This is a genomic window from Candidatus Paracaedibacter acanthamoebae, from assembly GCF_000742835.1.
Lineage (GTDB): Bacteria > Pseudomonadota > Alphaproteobacteria > Paracaedibacterales > Paracaedibacteraceae > Paracaedibacter > Paracaedibacter acanthamoebae.
Genome location: NZ_CP008941.1, coordinates 1,112,253 through 1,136,841, shown reverse-complemented (window position 1 = coordinate 1,136,841; position 24,589 = coordinate 1,112,253). Strand labels below are relative to the sequence as shown.

At 40.7% G+C, this 24,589-nt stretch carries 17 protein-coding genes and 5 pseudogenes; 12 read left to right on the top strand and 10 right to left on the bottom strand.

Features of this window, described 5'->3' with window-relative positions:
• Positions 1 to 316: 316 nt before the first annotated feature.
• Positions 317 to 1,253, top strand: a pseudogene (locus ID47_RS05090) (IS5 family transposase).
• Positions 1,254 to 2,142: 889 nt separating this feature from the next.
• The gene (locus ID47_RS05085; protein ID WP_038464584.1) at positions 2,143 to 2,535 is read left to right on the top strand and encodes a hypothetical protein; all 393 of its coding nucleotides are present in this window, start codon (positions 2,143 to 2,145) and stop codon (positions 2,533 to 2,535) included.
• 634 nt (positions 2,536 to 3,169) lie between these two features.
• Here ID47_RS05085 and ID47_RS05080 read toward each other — a convergent pair.
• Positions 3,170 to 4,267: an ISAs1 family transposase gene (locus ID47_RS05080; protein ID WP_038462597.1), complete on the bottom strand. Its 1,098-nt coding sequence runs from the start codon at positions 4,265 to 4,267 to the stop codon at positions 3,170 to 3,172.
• Between the two features lie 85 nt (positions 4,268 to 4,352).
• On the opposite strand from ID47_RS05080, the pseudogene ID47_RS05075 reads away from it, so the two are divergent.
• Together ID47_RS05075 and ID47_RS05070 are read left to right on the top strand one after the other, a co-directional pair.
• Positions 4,353 to 4,670 (top strand): annotated as a pseudogene (locus ID47_RS05075) (efflux RND transporter periplasmic adaptor subunit); the annotation flags it as partial.
• Between the two features lie 10 nt (positions 4,671 to 4,680).
• A complete protein-coding gene (locus ID47_RS05070) occupies positions 4,681 to 7,812 on the top strand; it encodes an efflux RND transporter permease subunit (protein WP_084676035.1) in 3,132 nt (1,043 codons plus the stop codon).
• A gap of 82 nt (positions 7,813 to 7,894) precedes the next feature.
• Here ID47_RS05070 and ID47_RS05065 read toward each other — a convergent pair whose 3' ends face one another.
• Positions 7,895 to 8,497 carry a recombinase family protein gene (locus ID47_RS05065; RefSeq protein ID WP_038464578.1) on the bottom strand — a complete coding sequence of 201 codons (603 nt, stop codon included), beginning with the start codon at positions 8,495 to 8,497 and terminating at the stop codon, positions 7,895 to 7,897.
• Positions 8,498 to 8,609: 112 nt separating this feature from the next.
• Between ID47_RS05065 and ID47_RS05060 the strand changes: the two genes are divergently transcribed.
• The 3 genes and pseudogenes from ID47_RS05060 to ID47_RS13465 form a co-directional block, all read left to right on the top strand.
• Positions 8,610 to 8,882, top strand: coding sequence for a DUF4158 domain-containing protein (locus ID47_RS05060; protein ID WP_038464577.1), 273 nt, complete (start codon positions 8,610 to 8,612; stop codon positions 8,880 to 8,882).
• A gap of 13 nt (positions 8,883 to 8,895) precedes the next feature.
• Entirely contained in the window at positions 8,896 to 9,294 is a 399-nt protein-coding gene (locus tag ID47_RS05055; RefSeq protein WP_075261564.1) for a transposase, read from the top strand.
• Positions 9,295 to 9,356: 62 nt separating this feature from the next.
• A pseudogene (locus ID47_RS13465) lies at positions 9,357 to 9,524 on the top strand (ISKra4-like element ISCot1 family transposase); the annotation flags it as partial.
• 10 nt (positions 9,525 to 9,534) lie between these two features.
• On the opposite strand, the gene ID47_RS11700 reads toward ID47_RS13465, so the two are convergent.
• The 4 genes from ID47_RS11700 to ID47_RS13665 form a co-directional block, all read right to left on the bottom strand.
• Complete coding sequence (locus ID47_RS11700; protein WP_051908638.1) at positions 9,535 to 10,857, bottom strand: SEL1-like repeat protein; 1,323 nt, start codon at positions 10,855 to 10,857, stop codon at positions 9,535 to 9,537.
• Between the two features lie 223 nt (positions 10,858 to 11,080).
• Complete coding sequence (locus tag ID47_RS05045) at positions 11,081 to 13,408, bottom strand: tetratricopeptide repeat protein (RefSeq protein WP_198022359.1); 2,328 nt, start codon at positions 13,406 to 13,408, stop codon at positions 11,081 to 11,083.
• Between the two features lie 64 nt (positions 13,409 to 13,472).
• Entirely contained in the window at positions 13,473 to 14,615 is a 1,143-nt protein-coding gene (locus tag ID47_RS05040; RefSeq protein WP_051908637.1) for a leucine-rich repeat domain-containing protein, read from the bottom strand.
• Between the two features lie 19 nt (positions 14,616 to 14,634).
• Positions 14,635 to 14,757, bottom strand: a complete 123-nt coding sequence (locus ID47_RS13665) for a hypothetical protein (RefSeq protein WP_269516739.1) — start codon at positions 14,755 to 14,757, stop codon at positions 14,635 to 14,637.
• A gap of 848 nt (positions 14,758 to 15,605) precedes the next feature.
• Here ID47_RS13665 and ID47_RS05035 point away from each other — a divergent pair.
• The 3 genes and pseudogenes from ID47_RS05035 to ID47_RS12345 all read left to right on the top strand — a co-directional run.
• Positions 15,606 to 16,205, top strand: coding sequence for a hypothetical protein (locus ID47_RS05035; RefSeq protein WP_038464571.1), 600 nt, complete (start codon positions 15,606 to 15,608; stop codon positions 16,203 to 16,205).
• Between the two features lie 307 nt (positions 16,206 to 16,512).
• The gene (locus tag ID47_RS05030; protein ID WP_038464568.1) at positions 16,513 to 18,378 is read left to right on the top strand and encodes a hypothetical protein; all 1,866 of its coding nucleotides are present in this window, start codon (positions 16,513 to 16,515) and stop codon (positions 18,376 to 18,378) included.
• 43 nt (positions 18,379 to 18,421) lie between these two features.
• Positions 18,422 to 18,730 (top strand): annotated as a pseudogene (locus ID47_RS12345) (IS6 family transposase); the annotation flags it as partial.
• On the opposite strand, the pseudogene ID47_RS13875 reads toward ID47_RS12345, so the two are convergent.
• From ID47_RS13875 to ID47_RS05010, 4 genes and pseudogenes are all read right to left on the bottom strand, one after another.
• Positions 18,729 to 18,866: pseudogene (locus ID47_RS13875) on the bottom strand (type II toxin-antitoxin system RelE/ParE family toxin); the annotation flags it as partial. The pseudogenes ID47_RS12345 and ID47_RS13875 sit on opposite strands and share 2 nt — an antisense overlap.
• Before the next feature lie 135 nt (positions 18,867 to 19,001).
• Positions 19,002 to 19,544 (bottom strand): ProQ/FINO family protein, encoded by a 543-nt coding sequence (locus ID47_RS05020; RefSeq protein WP_038464565.1) that lies wholly within the window; start codon positions 19,542 to 19,544, stop codon positions 19,002 to 19,004.
• Between the two features lie 154 nt (positions 19,545 to 19,698).
• A complete protein-coding gene (locus ID47_RS05015; RefSeq protein WP_038464562.1) occupies positions 19,699 to 20,163 on the bottom strand; it encodes a hypothetical protein in 465 nt (154 codons plus the stop codon).
• A 16-nt stretch (positions 20,164 to 20,179) separates the two neighbouring features.
• On the bottom strand, positions 20,180 to 23,674 hold the full coding sequence (locus ID47_RS05010; protein ID WP_038464559.1) for an AAA family ATPase: 3,495 nt from the start codon (positions 23,672 to 23,674) through the stop codon (positions 20,180 to 20,182).
• Between the two features lie 196 nt (positions 23,675 to 23,870).
• Between ID47_RS05010 and ID47_RS05005 the strand changes: the two genes are divergently transcribed.
• Positions 23,871 to 24,101 carry a hypothetical protein gene (locus ID47_RS05005; protein ID WP_038464556.1) on the top strand — a complete coding sequence of 77 codons (231 nt, stop codon included), beginning with the start codon at positions 23,871 to 23,873 and terminating at the stop codon, positions 24,099 to 24,101.
• 67 nt (positions 24,102 to 24,168) lie between these two features.
• On the top strand, positions 24,169 to 24,447 hold the full coding sequence (locus tag ID47_RS05000) for a conjugal transfer protein TraD (RefSeq protein ID WP_038464553.1): 279 nt from the start codon (positions 24,169 to 24,171) through the stop codon (positions 24,445 to 24,447).
• The last annotated feature ends 142 nt before the right edge of the window (positions 24,448 to 24,589 follow it).

Here is a 24,589-nt window from a genome sequence, read left to right as displayed (position 1 = left end):
GGAGATGCAATTATTGTAAGATTCTTGCAAAAATAAGAGAAAGTCTTTGATTATGAGAGATCCTTATAAAGGATATCGTCTTCCCAAAAGTGTTATCGGTTTTGCTGTTCGTTACTATTACCGGTGTTGTTGCGTAAATGGGAAGCAAGACCAAACTTCCCCTTTTCCCCAAAATTATTAGATTTTAACTGATTCCGGCAGGCCAAGTTTGGTAAAAGTGTTCAAAATGAAGCACCCAAGATGCAATCACTTTGTTGCTTAAATAGGAATTTAAGGGTAGATTTTGCTTGAGATTTACCAAACCTGAAAAGCACACATGAGCAACAATAATAAAAAATACAAAATAACCAACTGGCGAGAATATAATGCTTCCTTGAAGCAACGAGGTTCCCTTACAATTTGGCTTAGTGAAGACTTCGATCAAAGCTGGCTTGCAGTAAAGAAAGTAAAGCAAGATCGAGGGCGGCCCTTTATTTATTCAGATACCAGCATGAATCTCATGTTAACACTAAGGCACATCTTTAGATTAGCTCTAAGGCAACTAACAGGATTTGTTGAATCTTTATTTGTTTTGATAGGAAAGGTCTTGCCCATTCCTGAATTTAGCCGTCTATCAAAGACGTATGAATAGATCATTATCAGCTTTACGCCTACCTTCATTAGAAGGAGCTAGCCATTTGGTTATTGATTCTACTGGCCTTAAGGTATTTGGTGAAAAAGAGTGGTTAGAAACCAAACATGGCAAGCAGTATCAGCGTAAGGTTTGGAGGAAATTGCATATTGGCGTTGGGAAGCAAGGTATTATTGTAGCAAGAGAAATGACCAACCATCTGACAGATGACAGAGCTTGTGTACCATCTCTTTTGAATCAAGCTGGCGCACAAGATGGGAATGATCTACTGGCGGATGGAGGGTATGACAGCTATGAAATCTACAACTACCTCGCAAATAAAAAGATTAAGCCTATCATTCCTCCTCCAAGGCATGCTGTCATTTTTTCAGCAAATAATCCAAGCTTAAGGGATCAAAAAATTGACTATATCAAAAAGAAGGGCTACTGGGCTTGGTATAATAAAAATGATTATGGCAGAAGAAATAAGGTAGAGAACACCTTTTATCGATTGAAGACCATCTTTGGCAGAAAGATATTGTCAAGAAATTGGAGCAATCAAAATGCTGAGACCCAGTTAATGTGTTATTTGCTCAATAGAATGACTGAGCTTGGTATGCCCAAAACAGTGAAATCCATCTAAAAATCCGTTCTAAAGGTGGCCTTTACTTTAAAAACTGATTTAAGCCACAAAGCCCTTTTTCCCTAACCGAGGCCTTAATTCTTTGATGTAAGTTTGTCGAGCATTGATGTCAACCGGGATGACAGACATAATGCCGCGATCATATAAATACTTATAAACTTTCCGACTATCATATGCCCCATCAGGGTACTAGGCATTTTTGTACCAAAAGTCTCGCTAAGGAAATTAATTCTTAATTTTTTGTGTTTGAGCCAGTTATAAAGCCTGGAAGGCTAACACTTAATTAATTAAGAAATAGTTTCCTCATAATGTTGTTCTAATTTCCTCTAATTTCGAAGTTAGTACTGGTCCTTTTGGCAATCCCAAATTTTTTTCATCTTGTTTGCATTTTGCCAGATCCTCCTTCGTATGTAACAAAATAAATTCATATTCTGTCTGCACTGTGAGGTTTAAAATTGTAGGATACTATTCCAAACCAAGGATGAGCAGCAGAAAGACTAGCTTATTCATTAAAATTATATGCCCTAACTTATCTTACAATTCGCAGAAAAAAGCTGTTAAAACTCTGCTAAGATATGGTTAACTATCACTTATTCGCCTTGTCCTCCCTACTTCTTTTCAGTTTAAAAAGAGCTCTTATATAAAAAAAAATTACCAGAAATTTACTTTGCTCTACGGGGTATATAGCTGGGTTGTGACGTATTTTCATGCTTATCCATTTGATGTTAATAGGAAGATTAGGAAGATCAAAAACATAAAAAATTATTATTTAAAATCAATAACTTAATTTTCAAACCAGAAAAACATATTATGTTATTTTGGCTCTTGAGAGAACACAGTTCATATTATATAATAACACTGATAAAATTAATAAAAAGGGATTCTAAATATGGTTTATTATTCATCACAATTAGCTGCGCGTTTTACTTTTTTTGCTAATAACTTAACATCAACTCTAAAAAGCTCCAGTTCATTAAAAATGTTGGGAAGCTTCATGCTGCTCCAAGTGTTTTCCTCTGGTTTGGTTTTTGCAATGGAGGAAAAGCAAGAGTTCCAACAATTTCAAGATTTGTATATACAACATCGACAGCTCCATCAGCAACTAGAAAGAAAAAATCAAACAGGTACCTCGGTAGAAATAGATCAACTACATCAACAATTACACGAACAACAAAAAAGTAATAAAGAGGCAGATAAATTAACAACGATAGGGCGCTTCCATCTAGAGCTACATGAGCAGCAACGGAAAAACGACATTAATAGCCAAAGCACCTATCACTAATACAAATTAAGGTGATTTTACGTAGCTTTATGAAGGTAGAAAATGCATTAAGAGAACGCATTCCTTTCTTCAGGCTAGTAATTGTGAGGGGTTAGTCTGCTAAATGTCTTTGATGACAGCCTCTCTTTATCTATTTTACTAGTTAATGTACCCTTTAATTTTCTTGCTAAACACGAGTGCTAATAAAATATTTAAATTATTTAAACTCGATCGCACAGCACCTCAAGATTATTTAATTTCTTCAGAAGAGTTAAAAATAATTCTTAAATCCAGTTATCCTTAAGGCGAATTATTCCATAAAGGGAGTATATATCGCCTTTGAGCAATTTTCCCTTCTTATTGAGAAAAGAGAAGACCCTAAATATATCTGGATAAGGGTTATCCCAAATCAAAGAGTATAAATTAATCCCATAAAATAACTTACTTTCGGGTCAGGGCAATTGCATGAAAGGTTTAGGAACTTAGGCAGTTTTCTGGTTAGGATAAAAATAATCTCTGTTATTACTAAAAATTCTATGATGATTTCTAAATATTAATATTGGAGGTCTATAATTTGTATTTTAGGCTCTCTTAACGTACCATAAGCGCCGCCTAAAAAGCTTACACCCGCTTTACTTAATAGAAGGCCTTGTTTTTACACGAGTAAACTCAACAAATAGGCAGTATCCCAACTAGCTTTTTTCAGTTTTCCCCGTAAACTACCCTTGGTATGACCATCCTTGGACCGAATAATATTTAAGCTCATACGTTTAAGAATAGCAAAAGCCTTGGCACTTTGGCGTTCAGCTTTACGATCCTCGTCTTCTTTCAAATGCACATCCAAAACCCAGTGAAGCTTATTTTCAACACTCCAATGATTGCGGATATAGTCAGGAAGTTGTTGATGGTTGGCTGGATGACTTGAAAGATAATAGCGCCATTGAGCCGTAACATGAGTAGAACTGTTAGGGTGCGAGAAGATTGTTTCAACAGCAATAACGCTCTTTAAACCTGACCACTCTTTTGCTTGTTCAAGATGACTAATATCATAACCGAAGTAGCGTCGTCGGACCAATCGTCCATGGCCTTCATCAAAACCATCATGGAGTTTAGTATCGCAAGAAGGTCCTTGATCTGCTATATATTGTTCAATGGTTTGATATAATTTAGGATGATTCTTTTTTAAAGCTAAAACATAATCACCTTTTTGCTCTTGGATTTGGCTTGCTATCGTTTTTTGGCAACCAGCAGCGTCAATACTGACGGTTGCCCCTTTTAAGTCTAGCGTGTTCAATAATAAAGGAATTGCTGTTATTTCGTTGGATTTCTTGTCTACATCTTTTTCTGCCAATACAAGACCTTTCTCATGACACCAGGCGCTTAAGGAATGAAGACAGTTTAAATCCTTACGCTTACTCGACCGCAAGGTTTTCCCGTCGATCGCTATATGGTTAGCATTATGAGCTCCCATTATTTGATCTGCGTGAGTCCTTAAGAGGATCTCCAGGCATTCTGGGCGAAGCAGTGTAAAGATTCTTCTAAAAGTCCAAGCAGAAGGGATTCCATTATCGAAAGAAATGTACTTTGACAGCCATGCTTGTTTTGTTTGCCCGAACAGCGCTACATCATCCCATGTCTGCGCCCCCGATAAGACAGCGCATAAGGTTGTAAAAAGGATACTGCTTAAATTATGCTGGATTTTCCAGGAATCACGAGGGTCTTCAACTTCCTCTATAAATCTTATGATATCCAAAACTTTAAACTTTTTCTTGGGGCTTTTGTCTTTTTCTACAAAATTATTACCTTTTTAATACTGTTTTTTTCATGCAATTGCCCTGATAACGGCACGTGCGTTGTTGGATAATAGCAAAAAAGAATGGTACCCCGGTATGACGGTACAAGGTAACGTGGTAGTAGATACGCGGGAAGTAAAAATGGCAGTCAAATCTTCTGGATTGCAGGCATTTCGAGATTTTAATGTCGTATTCGCGCAAGTGGGCGAAACTTATGAAGTACGTATGTTAGAACTTGGCTTGAAGGATGATGAATATGTGGAGGTGCTAGGAGGCATCAAGCCAAATACAGATTATGTCAGCGAAAATAGTTTCTTAATCAAGGCAGATATTGAGAAGTCTGCTGCATCGCATGATCATTAAGGATAAGGCTATGCTAGAACGTATTGTCTATTTTTCAATTCGCCAACGTTGGATGATTATGATCATGGTCTTAGGACTAGGCATATTGGGGGCGTATAATTTTCAACGTCTGGCAATTGACGCCGTTCCCGACATTACCAATGTGCAAGTGCAGATAAATACGGAAGCACCAGGCTTTTCACCACTGGAATCAGAGCAGCGTATTACCTATCCAATAGAAACTGCTATTGCGGGGCTCCCGGGTTTAAGCTATACGCGCTCCGTTTCGCGATACGGGCTGAGTCAAGTTACGGTTATTTTTAAAGATGGAACGGATATTTATTTTGCTCGCCAGCTGGTTAATGAGCGACTGCAAGAAGCTAAAAGCCAACTCCCAGACGGGTTAGAACCTACTATGGGCCCCATTGCCACCGGTCTGGGTGAGATTTTTATGTTTATTGTCGAGGCAAAATCTGGAGCTAAAAAGCAGGATGGCACTCCGTGGACACTTTCTGATTTACGTGAAATACAGGATTGGGTGGTAAGACCTCAACTCAGAAATCTGAAGGGTGTTACAGAGGTTAATACTATTGGCGGGTTTGCAAAGCAGTTCCATGTCACACCTTCTCCCGATAAACTCATTTCCCTGGGGTTGACTCTCGCAGATGTAATGATCGCACTTACCAAAAATAATAATAACATTGGGGCTGGATATGTAGAAAAACATGGTGAGCAATATTTGATTCGCGTCCCCGGACAGGTAAAGGATCTTAAAGAAATTGGAGATATTATTATTGCGCGGCGCGACGGCCTGCCACTTCGCATCAAAGATGTAGCTGAAGTATCTTTAGGAAAAGAATTACGCACAGGAGCTGCAACTCAAAACGGTCAAGAAGTCGTATTAGGCACAGTCTTTATGCTCATTGGTGAAAACAGCCGTGAAGTTGTTCAAACGGTAGGAAGAAAACTAGAAGAGGTTAACCGTGGCTTGCCCGAAGGAGTTACTGTCAAAGCCGTCTATGATCGTTCTATGTTGGTGAATCGTACCATTGCGACAGTAGAAAAAAACCTACTGGAAGGGGCACTCCTGGTCATCGTCATTTTATTTTTGCTTTTAGGAAATATACGTACTGCTCTTATTACGGCCGCTGTCATTCCGCTTGCAATGCTTCTTACTATTACGGGTATGGTGCAAAACAAAATATCTGGTAATCTTATGAGCTTGGGTGCCTTAGATTTCGGCTTAATTGTCGATGGTGCTGTTATTATTATTGAGAATTGTTTGCGGCGTTTTGGGCTAGAACAACGTCGATTGGGAAGGATACTTTCCCGAGAAGAACGATTTTCCCTAGCAGCGTCTGCCACAGCCGAAGTGATTCGACCAAGCCTGTTTGGGATTATGATTATTACAGTAGTTTATTTGCCTATCTTCACATTAACAGGTGTAGAAGGTAAAATGTTTCACCCTATGGCTTTTACAGTAGTGATGGCATTACTAGCAGCCTTAGTATTGTCTATTACCTTTATTCCAGCGGCGATTGCCCTGTTTGTTACCGGTAAGGTAGAGGAGAAGGAAAATGTCATTATACGAAAAGCGCATAAATGGTATGAACCTATTCTAGCTTATAGTCTTAAAACTCCTCGAAAAATAATTACGGGTGCAGTCCTCTTAGTATTATTCAGCATCTTTTTAGCTTCACGTATGGGATCAGAATTCATTCCAAATTTAGATGAAGGAGATATTGCCCTGCATGCGCTACGGATTCCTGGTACCAGTCTGACACAGGCTATCAGTATGCAAACTGCCCTTGAGGCTCGGATAAAGGAATTTCCAGAAGTAAAAACAGTATTTGCTAAGATGGGAACTGCGGAAGTTGCTACTGACCCTATGCCTCCTAGTGTGGCAGATACGATTGTAATAATTAAAGAACGCAAAGATTGGCCTGATCCACGAAAGCCCAAAGCACAGCTGGTAAAGGAAATTGAAGCAGCCGTATTAAAAATCCCTGGAAATAATTATGAATTTACCCAACCGATCCAAATGCGCTTCAATGAGCTGATTTCTGGTGTACGCTCGGATTTGGCTGTGAAGGTTTACGGAGATGACTTGGAAGAATTACAGAAGGTTGGCAAGAAAATTGAAACCCTACTTAAAACTATTCCAGGATCTGCGGATGCAAAAATGGAACAAATTACGGGACTTCCAGTTTTAAGTATACTGCCTAATCGTGCTGCCCTTAGCCTTTATGGTTTGAATGTAGCAGACATGCAAGAAATATTAGAAATTGGTCTGGGGGGTAAAGTAGCTGGTCGTATTTTTGAAGGAGATAGACGGTTTGATTTAATTGTGCGTTTACCGGAAGAATTACGCACTAATATAAATGCAATGAAAAGCTTGCCAATCCCATTAGCTCAAGGCTTAGATAAAGAAAACAAACAAATACTGAGATATGTACCGTTATCGGAAGTTGCCACATTAGAAATTGCGCCTGGACCTAATCAAATAAGCCGCGAAAACGGTAAACGCCGTGTCGTAATAACCTCCAATGTTCGGGGACGTGATCTTGGATCGTTTGTGCAAGATGTTCAGGAACAGGTAACTGAAAAAATAGAAGTTCCATCTGGGTATTGGGTAGAATACGGGGGGACATTTGAGCAGTTGATTTCTGCCAGTAAGCGACTTCAAATAGTGGTGCCAGTAACTCTATTGCTTATTTTTTTGTTGTTATTTTCATTGTTCAGTTCAATACGGGATGCCCTTATTATCTTCTCAGGTGTACCGCTAGCACTCACGGGAGGGATAATAGCACTTTGGCTACGAAGTATTCCGCTTTCCATTTCTGCAGGCGTGGGATTTATTGCCCTCTCGGGAGTAGCGGTCTTAAATGGTGTCGTTATGGTATCTTTTATCCGCCAACTACTTAATGAAAAAAAGCCATTGGAGCAAGCTATTACAGAAGGCGCACTCACTCGTCTACGCCCTGTGCTAATGACTGCGCTGGTGGCATCGCTGGGTTTCGTACCAATGGCGTTTAATGTAGGTGCTGGCTCGGAAGTGCAGCGGCCTTTAGCAACAGTAGTGATCGGCGGAATCATTTCTTCCACCGCGTTGACACTCCTCGTGCTGCCTGCGCTTTATAGGTTGTTTCATCGAAAGGTATAGGTAATCTAATTTTTAGAGATAATAGCCTTGGAGGTGCCTCGCGGAATTAGGCATCCTGGTACCAAAGGTCCTGCTAAGAGAATTAGTCCTTAATTTTTCTACGTTTTAGCCAATTATAAAGACTGGTAGGGGAGCACTCAATTAACTTGGCTATAGATCGTTTACTGATTCCTTTTCTCAAGTAAGAAACAATTTCATCATAGTGCTGATCTAGCTTTAAAGCTTGGGCTGGTCCTTTTGGTCGTCCTAGATTTTTACCATCTTGTTTGCATTTTGCCAGAGCTTCCTTTGTCCGCAGAGAAATAAATTCACGTTCTATCTGCGCTGCAAGGCCTAAAATTGTCGCTGTAATTGTTGCCTGCATGGAGCCATCCATAATAAATCGATTCTTTGCGAGATGCACAGAAATTTCATGATTGGCGGCGAACTCAAGAATTTCAAGAACTTGTAGGGCTGAACGGCCTAGACGGGAGACTTCCGAGACGACAATCACATCTCCTTTGTTGGCTTTATGAAGGATCTCTCCAATTTTCCGTTCTTTCCACGGCACTTTACTGCTAACCGTATCCTCAATCAAATGAAGCAAGCCCAGTTGGTTCGCATTGCAGTACTCAAGCACACTCAGCTTTTGGTTCTGATTATCTTGGCTGTCCGTTGACACGCGTAGATAGGCAAAATTAGCCATTTTTAGCACTCTGTTTAAGAAAAAGGTTGAAATACTTTTAATTGTTCAATAAGTGTCCATATAAAACCTAATAAAAATAAATATATATGTCTAGATAAAAGGATGGTTTTTTATGGAGAGTAGGTATGCTATTACTCGTCAATTACTTAATGAAGTCGGCCCACTTTCAAAAGAAGAACAAGAATGGGTTTTTCAATGCAGACGCGATCCGAACCGGCTTGGGTTTTGCTATCAATTAATATTTGTGAAAGTCTTTAATAGGTTTCCTCAGCAGGAGCCTTTTGAAATTATTCCTGAAATATTAAATTTTGTTAGCAGCCAAATTAACATTAAGTCGAGTACAGGACTAGCAGTAATGCTAGTCCTGTACTCGACAACTCACTGAAATTGAAGGCCTTTTGGAGAAACTTCTCCAGATTGACCCTGTTCTTCTCCAGCGCTATCAAACTCTTCAAGAGATTGCAGGGGTCGGCCCTATTGTGGCAACCACTCTTTTGGGATTACTGCCGGAACTGGGAACGCTTAATCGACGCCAAATAGCCAACCTTGCAGGATTAGCGCCTCATCCTTGTGAAAGTGGAAAAACAGTGGGCTATAGAAGGACGAAAGGAGGCAGAGTCGATGTTAAACGCATCCTCTTTATGGCTGCTATGACAGCGAGAAGAACCGATAGTCCTCTTAAGGCTTTCTATGAAAATCTTATCAAAAGAGGTAAAAAGAAAATGGTCGCTTTGACGGCTCTTATGCGTAAAATCGTTATCATTGCTAATGCTAAGCTTAAATCTTTACAAACATAGTTGATGACGGTGCCCTTGACGATACCGCTTAACCGAATGACATTGTGTTCCACACGACGCCTAGTAGAAGGATGTCTAAAAAACAGCAGATGAGATGGACACAAGAAGGAGCGTATTTGCTTCTTCAAGTCAAGACAAAAACTCTTAATAACGAGCTCAGAAATACTTTCAATCGTTGGTATCCAAAAATGGGTCAAAATGTTGGATATTCACTGTCTTTAGCGGCATGACCCCCACGTTTTAGATGGTCTCATCGCCTTCTTGGGCAGCAATTTCAAGTTCAACGCTTTGAAGAGCTGCAAGGCGTTGTCGAGCAAGGGGATGCTGTTGCTCTGCGGCTTTATTATACCAAGTGGCAGCTTGCCTGAGATCACGCGGGATGCCTTGGCCCTGTTCATAAGCGCGTGCCACAAGGTATTGAGCCTCTTTTTCTCCTTTATCTGCGTCCTCTCTGATAAAATCGAGTGCACGGCTCTCTCCCTGACCCAAAGCCTTGCCAAACCATTGCAAAGCCAAATGAGGATCGGGCACTAACTCTAGCTTATAAGACAGTCCCAGAGCCATCTGAACAAGTGGGGACGCTTGTTGAGGCATTTCTTGCAAGAGCTCAAAGACACTCTGATAAGAGCTGGCAAGTGTGCTCTGTCTTTCAAGAAGGTGTTCATTGGCCAGCATAACAGAAGAAAGGTTTTCTTCCACCTGGGCTTTTTCTTTTTCTAATTGCTTAATTTTTGCCTGAGAAGAATCTAGCAAGCGATTTGGACGTTGAGAGGGGGTTATGGTTTTTTTTCGAAGAGCTGTGTCTCTTAGGTCTTTATTAATAAGTGATTTAATGAACTCCCCTAACTTCTCCTTACCCTTGTCTTCCTTGGTTTTAGAAGGCTCGTCTGGTAAGACTGGAGCAATGACATTCTGAGGGAATGTTCCTTGCATAGGCTGAGGGGTAGGAGCGGGCACAGTGGGGATAACTTGGTGAGTGCGGTTGCTTGCCAATTCCTTGTTGCGATTTAAAAGAAATTCAACCTCCCTTTCATTATTACTGTTAGGCCATTTTAAGGATAGTTCTGTTAGGTTTGTTTGGGTTCGCAGGGCATTCAGGAGCGCTGCCACTCCCTCAACTCCAATCCAGCAACATTCCAAGTTCAAGGAAGTAAGGGTGGTATTCTTAGCCAGGGCCTGCGCGCCTGAATCTCCAACCCTATTGTTCCTTAAATCTAAGGAGGTGAGGGTGGTATTTTGAGCCAATGCCTTCACTCCCGCAGTCCCCATCCAGTTCTGCCTTAGATTCAAAGAAGAGAGGGTGGTATTCTTAGCCAGGGCCTGCGCGCCTGCATCTCCAATTCCATTGTTCCTTAAATCTAAGGAGGTGAGGGTGGTATTCTTAGCCAGTGTTTGCGCGCCTGCATCTCCAATCTGCTTTCCTTCAAGGATTAAAGATGTGCTGGTAATATTTTCTAAATCAATACTTGATGGATTTTCCATGGCCTGTGAGGTTTTATAGCCTACAGTGCCAAGAAGTAGACTTAAAGCAAAAGGGAGGAGGTTATTCTGCCGTTGTTTCATGATTCGTATCCTAGAGTGATTGATAAATGGTAATTGATAATTTTTTTATAGCCTTTTGCAAAGAATGGCCCTTTTTCTTCTAAGGCTTGTGCGGTATCTCTGGATACTGTTTAGAGTATTGGGGGGCAGCTGCCTGGCTCTCAGTGTCTACTAAAAACAAACTAAGGGCAATTGTCCTCAGAAAAATAGCTTTCATGATTATTTCCTATAATTGTTATTATTATTAGAAGCGACTTTCAAAGTACCCTGTACTATACAATAAAGCTTTAGCCCCTTGAGGAGTAAAGGTAGTGATCTCCTCATCATAAAACTCTGCAAGGCTGATGCCCGATTTCCGCTCCTCAAAAGCATGCGCAAGGTGCGTATATGATAACCGCGTGCCCCGATTAATGGTCTCAGCTAAAAAGTTAGCAATACTATCAACCGTGTAATGGGCTTGTACATGTTTCAGGATGTCTTCAGGAGACAAGCTTTTATAGACAGTTTTGACAATAATTTCATATCTGTCTTGAAACGCTTCAGCATCACCTACCACGGCAAGCAGAGGCCCTGCTTTCTTCTCTAAGTACGCCACCTGATGCAAACGTTCTACTTCGTCCATAGGAACAAGTCGGCTTATAAGTTGCTTACGTAGATCTGCCAAGCTAAGGGCAATGCGCATCTCCAGACTTAACTCTTCCCTGTCAAGGTTTTGGCCTTCACTCATATAACGGACATAAAAATCATACGTTTCCTTCTCTGCACGCGTGCTGCAATGAAGACCTGCAAGTGCCCACGAAGACAATTGAGCAAACCGTGTTCCTTCATCAAGTTGCAAGATTAACGGCTCGATCTGAATCAACCGGTTGGCAAAGCGAGCAGAAGGACGCCCAACCTTACCACCACGCAATAAATCTTCTAAAGCCTTACGGGTTCCATGCTCATCAAACTCTTCATCATACAGCATCTCTGCAGTGATCTTGCCTGCTATGACGCCTTGATCAAAGTAACCTAACAGACGATGGATAGACTGCTCAAAAGCCGGCCAATGACTGGTGGCTTGATCTTGTTTAAACAAACAATTGAAAACCTCCACACGCACATCCCTTATCCCATCGGATGCAACACGCAAGCGAGGGGGGAGTTGATCAGGAGCTATTAATGATGAGGGTTCCTTAATGAGATGAATACCGCGGCAGATACGTCCTAAGGCCGTAAGTCTGAAATTATCTTCCTGCTCATCTAAAGCATCTGCATTGAATTCTTCTGAGTTAATTAAATGGATGAGCATGTCTAGGACTGCACGGCTTTGATAGCTGTGTCGGGGAAAGTGGCCTAAATCATAAAGAGCTTGGAAAAGGGCTTCTTGTGGCCCTTCCTGGAACCCCAAGCGAATGATCTCAGCCAAATACGCCACCTTATAAAGTACATCAGGGCTTAAAGAGGCAGGCAAGGCAGTTTGAAGTTTCTTTAACAAGAGATTGCGTCTCAGCTCGGGTGTTTTAATATCCTTCAGGGAATCTCTTGTTTGCGCTACCCGCCATAAAGCAAAAGTAGCTTGAGGATGACTTAAATGCTGAGCTTGATCATAGTAGGTATAAGCTTTCTGATAAAGTGCAAGAATCTCCTCTGCTTTGTTAAAGCTTTGGTCGCGTCCGTCCTCAGTCAGAGCCCCTAATGCATACAAAGAAGGAGCATGGTTTTGTAAGGTTGCACCTTCATACCATTGGCGCGCTTGCAGAAGATCTTGGGCAACTCCTTGCCCTTTCTCAAACGCTTGGCCTAAAGCATAACAAGCTTCTATAGAACCATTCTGGGCAAGGGCCTTCAAGCCAATAAGGGCTTTTTCTTCACCTTGCTGTAGGGCTTTATCATACCACTCACAGGCTTGTGTGGAATCCTGCACCACATGTTCACCTTTTTCGTAAAGACGGGCTAAAAAGAGTTGAGCAGGCGCATGATGATTTTCTGCTGCACGTTTAAACCAATTAATGCCTTCATCAATATTTAAAGGCAAGCCATTTCCATAGTAGTACGCTTGAGCGAGCTCATATTGAGCTTGGCGATCGCCTTCTTGGGCAGCAATTTCAAGTTCAACGCTTTGAAGAGCTGCAAGGCGTTGTCGAGCAAGGGGATGCTGTTGCTCTGCGGCTTTATTATACCAAGTGGCAGCTTGCCTGAGATCACGCGGGATGCCTTGGCCCTGTTCATAAGCGCGTGCCACAAGGTATTGAGCCTCTTTTTCTCCTTTATCTGCGTCCTCTCTGATAAAATCGAGTGCACGGCTCTCTCCCTGACCCAAAGCCTTGCCAAACCATTCTAAGGCCAAATGAGGGTGTGGAGCTGGCACTAACTCTAGCTTATAAAATAGCCCCAAAGCCATCTGAACAAGTGGGGACTCTTGTTGAGGCATTTCTTGCAAGAGCTCAAAGACACTCTGATAAGAGCTGGCAAGTGTGCTCTGTCTTTCAAGAAGGTGTTCATTGGCCAGCATAACAGAAGAAAGGTTTTCTTCCACCTGGGCTTTTTCTTTTTCTAATTGCTTAATTTTTGCCTGAGAAGAATCTAGCAAGCGATTTGGACGTTGAGAGGGGGTTATGGTTTTTTTTCGAAGAGCTGTGTCTCTCGGGGCTTTATTAATAAGTGAGACAAAAAACTCTAACTTCCTCCTTCTTGTCTTCCTTGGTTTCAGAAGGCTCGTCTGGTAAGACTGGAGCAATGACATTCTGAGGGAATGTTCCTTGCATAGGCTGAGGGGTAGGAGCGGGCACAGTGGGGATAACTTGGTGAGTGCGGTTGCTTGCCAATTCCCTGTTGCGATTTAAAAGAAATTCAACCTCCCTTTCATTATTACTGTTAGGCCATTTTAAGGATAGTTCTGTTAGGTTTGTTTGGGTTCGCAGGGCATTCAGGAGCGCCTGCGCTCCCTCACACCCAATCTGGTTCTCCCGCAGGTCTAAGGAAGTGAGGGTGGTATTCTTAGCCAGTGCGTGTGCCCCTGCATCCCGAATCCCGTTCCTTTCCAGATCCAAGGAAGTGAGGGTAGTATTCTTGGCTAGGACCTGCGCCCCAGCATCTCCAATCAGATTGTCCTCCAAGTTCAAGGAAGTGAGGGTAGTATTCTTGGCTAGGACCTGTGCCCCAGCATCTCCAATCTTCTTTCCTTTAAGGCTTAAAAATGTGCTTGTAATACTTGCCAAATTAATATTTTGGGTAGGTGTTACTTGTACGACGTGGGGTACAGGACGGAAATGTTCTCCTTTGCTGTATCTCGCCAGTCCTGTGTTGCAAGCCAGAAGACGCTTAACCTCATTCATATTAATGCCGTTGGGCCAGTTTAAGGATAATTCTGTTAGATTTGTGTGAGCTCTTAGGGTGGTGAGGAGAGCTCGTGCTCCTGTATCTCTAATATTGTTATTTTCCAAATTCAAGGAAGTGAGGGTAGTATTCTTGGCTAGGACGTGCGCCCCAGCATCCCCAATCTGGTTCTGCCTGAGGTTCAAAGAGATGAGAGTAGTATTGGTGGCCAGCGCCTGCACCCCAGCATCTCCAATCAGATTATCCTCCAAATTCAAGGAAGTGAGGGTAGTATTCTTGGCTAGGACGTGCGCCCCAGCATCTCCAATCTTCCTTCCTTTAAGGCTTAAAGATGTGCTGGTAATATTTGCTAAATCAATACTTGATGGATTTTCCATGGCCTGTGAGGTGCCGCAACATACACTGGTACCAAGAAGTAGACTTAAAGCAAGAGTAAGAAGACCATTATGCCGTTGTTTCATGAGTCGTATCCTAAAATAGTTAATAAGTAGGTTGGGATGAACAGTAATTGTTAAATTTTTGATAGCCTTTTGCAAAGCATAGCTCTTGTTCTTCTAAGGCTGTTTCATGAATGGCAGCAGTGGCCAGGAAGATAGTTTTCATTATTGTTTCCTATAATTGTTATTAGTATTAGAAGGAACGTGAAAGATAAAGATAAAGGGTAGCTTCCTTTACTAAGAAGCATCTGATTAAAAACACCTGTAATATTGTTTAGGTAGTAAGCAAGAAAAAAGAAAATAAAATATAAGGGCTAGCACAGGTGTTGAATATATCGTGCCCAATACCACATACTCCTTAATCTGCTTGCAAGGAAGTTTACTAAAACTTACCAATAAATCCTCCTAACTCTTATATCAGAATTTTTCAGTGATGAAAAAAGATAATGTAAGTAATTTTAACTAATAAATTCCTGTGGACTTTATATAGAATTAATCGTTAAAGGTATCTTCTCTTAAACTGAGAGCATCTCAATGAGAGAGAAAAACAACTGATTGAATCAAACTAGTAGCAAACCGATGACGTTGTATATAAATGAAAATACCTCTGCTTGATAGAATTTTTAATCCTAAAGCATTGTATGTCAATTTTAATAGGATCACACCAAGGAAAAATTTAAAATTTAACTTTAAAAATTTGAAATAAAATTACTTGCCCAAAATTTTTGCAACTCGAGCTCTTTATAGGTAAAAAGAAAGATAATTTTCATGCAATCCACATGTGTATCTAAGGTTAAACGTTTTGATAAACGCATAGTAACGTGAAAAATAAAGAGATGAAGAAATCTTGCAGAACCATCCTCCTTTTATTGCTAACGTTGCACCTGCGGGATAAGCGACGATGGAAAAAGCCATTTGCAGAGTTTTTATAATGACAATTTGACAGCCTTTACATTCCTTAAGGAGTAAAGGCTTTATGGTGTAGTAGGCTAGTTAGAAGAGGACTTATAAAGGATGTTACTTAATCTTAAATATCGAATTTGCCAAAAGAGTGGCGTGCATACGGCTTTATTTCTCTTCCTTTACGCCCCTTGGAGTATAGCCTCTAGCACAGAAGAGGATGCAGATTTGGAACAGGCTATGCGAGCTTCTTTGCAGTGCCAACAACAAGAAGAAGAGAATTTAGCCAAAGCTCTTGCATTAAGCAGCCTAAATCCGGAACAAGAAGAGCAAGAAATACTGGCGGCGGTAGCTGACTTTCAAGGAAAGGCTATACGTCAGGATTTAGTCTTAAGTCAAAATCAAGAGTATTATGCGGGGCTTTATCAAGATGAAGCGAAGGATCTGATGCCGCAGCTTGATATGCAGATCCTTGTTATTGAACAAACTCTGCCGGAGTTAGAAGCAGAATATATCCGTCTTTCTCATGATATTAACCGTACCGATCAAAGTGATCGTTTAAAACAACATTTATCAGCAATGCAAATAAGGATGGAGGAACTTAAAGAGGATAAAGCTACGACAGCCCTTAAATTAGAACTTCTTAGACAACAATTTAATGAATTATCAAATCTCCCAGAAAGTGCAAAGTTTATGTATCCTAAAACACAATAATGTGTATGATTCAGAGAACTTTATACATCCCAAACGCGTTTTCTATAATTTCTCCAGATATACATTTTATACTATGGCTAAAATTGAAACAATCTCTAAGAATCATACAGCCATGCAAAACCTATGCTCATAAGAAAAAGAGGGCAGCTTTATAGGTAAAAAATTTACTTTTCCGTTAAACATGCAGGAAAATTCACAAACTTATTGAAATTATCTTTTTTATGTTTATATGTATGGGAGAAGGTTAAGTTTTATCTTATATAACTGTAATTTTTTCTTTACTCTCCATAAAAAGGGAACTTTTGAAATGAAAATATCAATAAAAATCTTCCTCCTCTTTTTTGCTGCTACCTCCTTAGGGTCGGTAGCGATGGAACTGGACGAAAGTCCTTTTTCCAAAAGCAATAAAAGGCCCTATTCAAGTTCAATAAATAGGGAAGACGTAGACCCCACAGAAGAACCTCAAGAGCACAAAAGGCAAAGAACCCTCTCCTATGAAATTATTGATGAGTTAGAGAAAAAAGAACAACATGGTGAGGAATACAGAGATAAATATAAGGGAAGCGAGAAATATAAACAAATTGACGAATATAGAAACAATCTAGATTCTTTAAAAAAATTATTGCCAGAATTTAGAAAATTAATTCTGGGTGAGGACGCTGAAACCAAATGGAAAGATCTTCAAGATTTTTATCAACAGCTGGCAACAAAATATTTTCGTAACTTTTTGACTGGTCCTGCTTCTGCTGATTTTAATTCTCTCGACTATCTTGCAGATGAAGTTAGACAAAGAATCTTCTTCTATTGCTCGAAGCAGGATTTGGCGAATTTGATGCTTGTTTCGCCTGAGACCAGAAATGCGGTTTATAGCTTAGAGCCGTTTTTTCAAAAAGTGGTAAAAGAAGTGATAAAGTGGGGACGGTATAAGGATATTAATGAATTCTTTGACGATGTCCATGCTGGTAATTTTCGTGCTTATACTGCCATGGGAATTATTCACTACAACGGACCAAAAGGACAAGGGGGCATTCGCAATAAGTGGTTGGATCTAGCTTTGAATGTTCATGATTTATCTGCTGTCTCCTTTATTTTTAGCAATCAGATATTTAAAAATTCTCAGAAAAAGGAAGATAGCGTCGATAATTTATTCAAAATAATAAAAAATGTTTATGAAAATCCTCAGGTAGGGCAGGATTATACCCTAGATAGGGCTATTATAAGATATTTAGATGAGCGAATAGAACTAGGCCAAAACCGCGCTGACTTAAGAGGGGAAATTTTAACGGCTATTAATCTATTAATGACTAGTTTATCAGGCTCTATAGAGGCAAACTTTATACTTGCCCGAGTATTTTCTAACGGACTGGAATTTCCTCGAAGAAAGGACTTAACGTCTATTTGTCTTCAAGCTGGTATACCATCACAGGACTATCTTAGACAAGCATTCAAACTAGTAAAAAGTTTACCAAGTTTTGAAAGAGGCGTAGTTTGCTTTGAAATAGGGTTATGGGAACTTGTCAAACTTAGCAAGGATATAGATAAAATGTATACTAGAATTCCAGAAGTAGCGTCCTCCCAATTTAATGATTCAATAAAGGTGCATTGGACTTCAGCAATTCAAGCCTGGACTGAAGCCGCGGCAGGAAATCGTCAACAAGCCGTTAGTCAGTTGAAAGACTACCTTAAAGTAACCACTCTTTTTAATCTTCCGACTCCGGCACTAGCGTTTTCAGTAACACCCGCCTCTTCTAAACTAACTTTTTTTTCAACTACGCACCGCTATCAGTACAGATTAGACGCCTCTATAGCTTTTAAGTTTTTATCAGAATTATACCAAGAAGATAAAAAAATGAATGATCAGTTATCACCCTATGATAAAGATGTATCTTTGTTGTTAACAGCTGCAAGAAACTTAAAGCTTATATTAAAAAAAATGGGGCCTAACGTTAAAAATTTCCCCCATGAGGTCACGGCAGTATCCAATTATTACTTGAATGCTATTCAAGAAAGCTTAAAGAGTTGTAATGAAGAATTGAAAGATAACATGACGAAAAAGTTGAACTATACCTCTCAAAAGAATTTACCCTTTGATAAAAAAATTATCATATATGAGTATATTCTTGAAAAGCTCGGATTAGGGGAGGGTCCTAAGGGTTCCGTTGCAAATTCTTGAGGAGTTGTTAGGTTAAGGGTAAATTGCCCAATAGATGAGTCGTATGATGAAGCCCAAAGAGTTTAGATATCGCCATTTCCTCCCTGATGTTATCTTGCAATGCCTGCGCTGGTACTTACGTTATCCCATTAGCTATCGCCAATTAGCAGAAATGATCAGTGAAAGAGGGATAAAGGTCGACCATACAACGATCTATCGCTGGATCCAGCATTATGCTCCCGAATTTGAAAAAAGGATACGCTGGTATGCTCGCCCTTCAGCTTGGTCGTTAAGAGTGGATGAGACTTATATTAAAGTCAAAGGCCAATGGAAATATCTCTATCGAGCTGTCGATAAATATGGGCGTACCGTTCATAATCCTCCACCACTTCGAGTACTCCCGCTCCTTTAAATCCCTTGAAAGGCTTAACTGAAGGATGTTTATCGCCTAACTGTGCAATATAAAGGGCATATCCAACTTCATTTCGAACCCTTTCAGGAAATTCCATCAAATCATCCTTTGAATTTCCAACCCAATATATTGGCTTTTTCACGAATAACTCTTCACTGAATAATATAGTAATATTACTATAACATGTCAATTCACTAAACGAAAGAAATTTAAGAATTTATGCTGTTCTGATTTATAGTTCCTTTTCTAAATTGTTTCTTTGTTGAGCATGAGCTTTATGGTCCGCTAATAATTCTTCAATAGTATTCCCTTGAAGGTCATAACGGTGAGTACTCTTTGCTAAGACCTCCTTATACTTAAACCAGCGTGTATAAAATCCAAGGGCTTCTCGTATATGCAAGCGTGAAAAAGGAAGGTTCTCTGGCAGTTCAGCAAAGATGTCTTTTTCAATCTTTAATTTTAAAGGCTTAGGATTTTCCTCGCTGAAGCATTGAGGGTAAGTCCTTAAAAGCCAATCAAATGCGGCCTGCCGGTTCTTATCTCGTTCCTTTTTCGCTTTTAATCTTAGGTGTTGATCCTTTTCCTTAGAATCAACTTTAGGCTTTGCAGGCGTTTCCTGTTGTTTAGCTTTAGGAGTTTTTTTATTTTCTTGTGGCAGGTTGGGTGAAGTCGGTTGTTGGCCAGTCTCAAAAAATGTTTTTAATTGAGCCACCTTGTCCTGCGCTTGATGGTGTTGCTGGGGGTTTAAACTTAATTTTGCTTTTTTATGGATCATGTCTTTTTACTCTTTCATTCATAGGGAAGATATCAGGAATGCGTTTTAGCTGGCTTAGATAAAGCAATCAGTTTTTCCTGGTCTTTGGAGCCCATTTTAGGCCAAACTTTCAGCATGAACTCCCCATATTCAAGCTGCGTCTTTGTTAACTGGCTTAGGGGCGGCATAAAGTAATGGATAAAGCCGCCTCCAATAGCACCCCCATTAAGGTGGATAGGAAAGCAAGAATGAGGGAAGTTCGAGAAAGGAAACTCATCTTTTCTAAATTCTTTGACAGTTGCTGATTAACCTTAAGGCACTGATTTTCTACTTTCTTAAGTTCCGCCTCCATTTGATCGGTAGTTTTCTCAAGGAATAAGCGAACAGTTTCTTCTGCGGCTTGCTTAGCCATAAGAGGGACGGCTTGATGAATAACTGTATTTAATTGTAGAACAACTTCAGGGGATAAATCCTTTAAAGCTTGAATCGACGTTTGGAATTGCCGTGTACAGCTCGACATTTGACCGGCTGACGTCACAATCACATCCCGTTCTTTTTCTAATTCTTGGGTTAACCCTTTTAGAGCATAAAGGGTGCTGGTTAATTCTTTAAAGGCTTCACTGGTGGGGGACACGGTCATTACTATCTCTCCTCTCTTAGCGGCTTAAACCGCTGTCTCGGTTAAGGGCTTGGTGTCGATTATAATCTTTAGCTAAGCGTTGGATCTCTTGGCCCATTTCTGGGTTTCTCACTTCCAAATACCACATAGCATTTTCATTTTTAGAAAGCGCCATGGCTTCTTTTTTTAACGTTAAAGTATCTTGCTCGGTTGTATGACCTTCGCTCTCAGCTTTTTTATAGACATTATACCGATCTGTAAAATTGTGAACATCTTTTTCAAATTGAGGGCGGTAATCCATCTTATCCAGGACCTTCTCAGACGAGTTACCGCCTAAGGATATTGTAGCCTCTTGATCCGATAGAGAGATAGAACGCTGAGGTTGAACAAGCTGATCGAGAACATCACGCCAAGAGGGGCCAGGGGAAGAAGTGTTCTGGTGAGAGGAGATACCATACAGCTCGTTTTTCAAGGCTCTGTATTCTTCCATAGTCTGACCAGTGCTTTTTAGGATACGCTTCTCCATATCCTTTTTTTCTAAGTCAGCAACCATCTCTTTCCAGGACAGGGCTGGTTCTGAGGAAGGCGGCTCAGAGGTCCCAAGAGAAGAATTTAATGGTATTTGGCTATCATCTTGTAGCCTATGAGCACGCTGAGCTTCTGTAAGGGTTTCTCTGACCTTAATCTTCTCAAAGGTTGGCTCTTTCCCCAACCAGCGAGTGAAGCTCCGTTTTGCTGTATAATGGATCGCCTTAAGTTGGTTACTGACCCCTTCCAAGGCCTCGGTGATGATAGAGCTCTCTTGCCGCGCCAGCTTTAAGGCTTGATCAGAATCAATATAGTCTAAAGAGGAGAGCTTTTCTTGCCCCTTAGCAAGCTGTTTGGCAAAGACACTTTCTGTCCAGAATTCTTGGGAGGTGCCGTAAATAGAAGCTTCTTCTGTATGACGGGTCAGAGCGACATAAGTGAGGTTGCTGTGGAAATGATTGGAGGCCAAAATAAAGCTTTTATGGTTCGTGGCCCCTTGTTGCTTGTTGAGATTAATTGCCCATCCCAGATCAACGTAGGGATAAAGCTTGGAAGCAAAAGAAACGATCTTCCCCTCCTCGCCTTCTTTCGCATCGAGGCGAACCTTTAACGTTGTCTTATTGATTTCTTCAATCGTTCCTACCATCCCATTACGCACCCCCAGTCCATGATCATTCTTCATAAATAGAAGACGATCCCCTTTAGAGAATTGACGCTGCTTATGAGTGCGGACTTCGTCGCCAAAATCGTCTGTATCAATCCGCGTAATTTGGTGGGTAAAGCTTTGCTTATCAATGGCTCCATCTTGAAGCCTCAGTGCCCGCGCTTGCTTATTTAGCATCTCTGTCTCGTTTAAGGTATAAGCCATAAGAACATGGTTTTTATGAGGCTCTGCTTGAATAGATTGATACCAATCCTTTATCAGAGCTTCCATGGTGGCTTGCCTTGGATTACACGTAAACTCCCAGGCCTGCATTCCTCTCGAATCAATATTCCATCCATGCACCATTCTAGCCGCATAAAGCTTTTGCTGTGCGGGATCAAGGTCAGAGGTTAAACTCTCTGCAATACGGTATGGATCCGTTTTGTAGGCTAAGATATGAGGACGACAGTGCTCAATATTATTGGCAATTGCTTCACCCGCCTCTTTTTCAACTCCCTTCCACGGGCCAATTTTTTGACCTCCAATTTGTCTTTCAGATGGAGTTAACTCGATATCGCTTCTAAAAGTCCACCCAGCTAACCGTTGTGAGCGAACCGCAATATTAAAAGCTTCGACTAAGCCTGCATAATCCTTAATGGCTACTAATTGTTGAATGTCAGGAATAGATTCATCAATAAGGATGACCCTTCCCTTTTCCAGGTAAGAACCAATAGCTTTTTCAGTGTCACCCCTTCCAAAATTGCGGGTAGCTTCTTTCATCCAAGCTTGTTTTTGACGTATAACAGTTTCTAAAGTGGCGACCCCTGTTTCTTTTGTCACTAACCGAAACGCTGCCCCGGCTTCAATGGGTTGTAACTGTTTACCATCTCCTACCGTAACAAGTTTAACGCCTAATTTCTGAGAAGCATCGAAAAGCTCTTCAAAGCGCGTTATATCGACCATTCCCGCTTCATCAAGAATAAGAACAGACTTGGACTTGAATTGGTTACGTCCTTGATGGTACTGGCGCAAAAACTTATGAAGCGTTATTGAGGAAATGCCGTCATTTTGCAGATTTTGAGCCGCTTTCCCTGTCGGAGCCAGTCCATAAACGGCGTATCCGTTCTCTTGCCAAATATCTTGGGCACAGGACAGAATTGAGGATTTACCGGTACCGGCATAACCAACTATGGCAACAAGCTTTTTATCCTGAACAAGATGCTCTAAAGCTCTTTTTTGGTCGCTCGATAGTCCCCCAGACTTCTCATACTTCTTATCATAAAGAGCTACATGGTTCTGAATACTTTGATCGCTAACTTTATTGCCTTCAGTTTGGCTTAAGCTTTGAGCCAGATCGATTAAGCTAAGCTCCCGTTTAATCATGCTTTTGGTCGTAAAGACAGCGCCTTGTTCTGTTTCCCTCAAGAGTCTCAATTCAGCAGAGGTTTTAAGCTTGGCTTGGCAGGCTCGAAACACCTCAGGATCATCAATATAACGGGCCAGAACTTTATCAATATCCCCTTCCATAAAGGTTGCTTGGGACTTATGAATGATGTCAAACACCACTTCTGGATTCTTCATAATCCGGTAAAGATTCTTCAGTTTTATATGCTGATAGTCTTTGGCTTTATCAGTGTACTGTTCAGGCTTAAGACCTTGAGCATTATGGCCAATCCGGCCTTCCATTTCCTGAACACTGCGCGAGAGTTTTGGCTGAGGCTCAATCTCAATGCCTTGCTCCGCATAAGAGCGATGATCGACACGCGCTTGATACCCATGGAGTTGTAAATGAAAGTTCGTATAAGCTGCTAATTGTTCTCGCCATTCTCCTAATAAGGATGTCTGGTTCCACTCTCGATTTTTCTGCTTTGAAAGTCCATCTGGTGCTAACTCGCGTGTTAACAAGATGGCATGGCAATGCGGCTTTTTCTGTCCTGTTTCAACGTCACAGTCATTGTGAAAATTGGCTAAAACTGTGATACCGCGTTTACAAAATTGATCCTGAATAAATTCGCGGAGGAGCGCTTTATTTTGTTCAACTGTTAACTCAGCAGGCAGAGAAAATTCAAAGTCTTTATAAACCTGAGCATCAATTCTTTTTTCAGCGGATTCCACAATATTTGATAACTTTTGCACCCCTTTTTCACGGTTTTTTTCAATTAAGTTTTGCAAATCTTTGGCCCATTGAGGGGAAGTTTCGGGCAGCAATAATTCAACATGCTCGACAGATTTATTTCTAAAATTAAATCCCTCTCCTGTTCTCTCTTCTGTCAACTGCGTTCCAGAACGATAAGCAAGAGCAGCAACCGTATTACGGTCGGACCGACTAAGAACTTTAATGTGAGCGTGATACAGAGCCATTGATAACCATTTTTTACAGTGTCGCTTGCGACTAAGCGATGTTATATTTATATAACGTATAAGCGCGCCTTGCAATTTTTTATTGCTCGGACTTGCAGAAATTGTTATCTGTTTGTTATACTGTCTCTATGAGACAATCTGTATAAAAGGGATTGTTAAGGGATAATTCCTTAACAATCCTTAAGGAAACACCATCATGAAAAAAATAGACACTCTTTCTAAGAAATTACAAGATCTTCAAGCGGAACAACAAAAGCTCCAAGGGAAAATAGCAGAACAGCTTTTTGCGGAAATACAAAAGATCCTGGGAGAGGATTTCTCGCCTTCCTTAGCTTTAACGTTAATTAACCAAGGATGGAATCATTCAGGGAAATCAAAGGAGGAATGGCAAAAGCTTTCCACCTCCTTTCAAAGCGCAAAACCTTGACAATTTATGGGTCAAATGGAAGCGTCAACAGCGTGACATATTTAAAGTCAAACAAAAGCTTTACCAAATGAAAAATCGATCCGGTTTAGCGGCTCATGGCTTTCGTAAGGCTAGAACTCGTACCCTTATTCAATTAGGAGGACTTATTGAAAAAGCTGGCTTGTTCGAAGTTATAGGTTTAATACCGGGCAGCGATCTACAAAAAGATCCTCTCATGCAGCCGCTTGCTTTAAGCCTTTTGGGAGCATTCTTGGAAATTAAACAGGAATTACAGAGCGATCAAATTTCCCTAGAAATGTGGAAATTAAAAGCTCAAGAGTTCTTAAATAAAACGCAATCGTACTAATTTTTAAAAAGGAATTACGTTATAATGCTGCCACCCTTTAAACTTAGCTTAGAAACTGTTTTAGATAATTATAAACAGCTCAAAAATGGGACATCAGATGATCTTGATCTACTCCTAACATATTAGAAATCTCTCAGCAGAA